Annotated in this window: 1 protein-coding gene; it reads left to right on the forward strand. The window is 67.0% G+C overall.

Annotated features, from left to right (window positions below; translation table 11 throughout):
* The coding region (locus LZ604_RS35440; RefSeq protein WP_234520343.1) for an alpha-amylase family protein at positions 1-1,423 on the forward strand (1,423 nt) is incomplete at both ends.

The raw sequence follows: 1,423 nt of genomic DNA on the forward strand, positions 1-1,423 counted from the left end.
CCCGGCTCGCTGCGGCGTTGACTCCCGAGGTGGATGGGGTGCTGGCGCGGTTTCCGTTGCGTGAGTTGGTGACGTCGTCGGATCCGTTGCCGTTGCTGGTGGAGCGGGAGCGGGCGTTGTTCGGGTCGTGGTACGAGTTCTTCCCGCGGTCGGAGGGGACGGCCCGGCGGCCGCACGGGACGTTCCGTTCGGCGGCGCGGCGGTTGCCGGCGATCGCGGGGATGGGTTTCGACGTGGTGTATCTGCCGCCGGTTCATCCGATCGGGACGACGTTTCGCAAGGGCCGGAACAACAGTGTGTCGGCGGGTGCGGGTGATGTGGGGGTGCCGTGGGCGATCGGGTCGCCGGAGGGCGGCCATGATGCGGTGCATCCGGATCTGGGGACGATCGAGGATTTCGACTGGTTCGTGGGGCGGGCGCGGGAGCTGGGGCTGGAGGTGGCGCTGGACTTCGCGTTGCAGTGTTCGCCGGATCATCCGTGGGTGGAGAAGCATCCGGAGTGGTTCCGGCGGCGTGCGGACGGTTCGGTGGCGTATGCGGAGAATCCGCCGAAGAAGTACCAGGACATCTTCCCGGTGTACTTCGATGCGGACATGGAGGGTCTGGTGGCGGAGACGCTGCGGATCCTGCGGTTCTGGATGGGGCATGGGGTGCGGATCTTCCGGGTGGACAATCCGCATACCAAGCCGGTGGTGTTCTGGGAGCGGGTGATCGGGGAGGTCAACGGTGCGGATCCGGATGTGATCTTCCTGGCGGAGGCGTTCACGCGGCCGGCGATGATGCACACGCTGGCGGCGGTGGGGTTCCAGCAGTCGTACACGTATTTCACGTGGCGGAACTCGAAGCGGGAGCTGGAGGAGTACCTGACGGAGTTGTCGGGGGAGGCGGCGGCGTATATGCGGCCGAACTTCTTCGTGAACACTCCGGACATCCTGCATGCGTATCTGCAGCACGGGGGGCGGCCCGCGTTCGAGGTGCGGGCGGTGCTGGCGGCGACGCTGTCGCCGACGTGGGGGGTGTACTCGGGGTACGAGCTGTGTGAGAACGTGCCGCTGCGGGAGGGCAGTGAGGAGTATCTGGACTCCGAGAAGTACCAGTTGCGGCCGCGGGACTGGGAGGCGGCCGAACGCGAAGGACGCACCATCGCTCCCCTGATCACCAAGCTGAACGCGATCCGCCGGGCCAGCCCGGCGCTGCGGCAGCTGCGGGATGTGCACTTCCACCACGCCGACAAGGACGAGGTGATCGTCTACTCCAAGCGCTCCGGTTCGAACACGGTGGTGGTCGTGGTGAATCTGGATCCGCATCACACCCAGGAGGCGACGGTCTCGTTGGACATGCCGCGACTCGGCCTGGACTGGCACGAGTCGGTGCCGGTGCGTGACGAGCTCACCGGTGCCACCTACCACTGGGGCAGGGCCAA

It is taken from the genome of Streptomyces glomeratus (genome assembly GCF_021462825.1).
GTDB classification, from domain to species: Bacteria; Actinomycetota; Actinomycetes; order Streptomycetales; family Streptomycetaceae; genus Streptomyces; species Streptomyces glomeratus.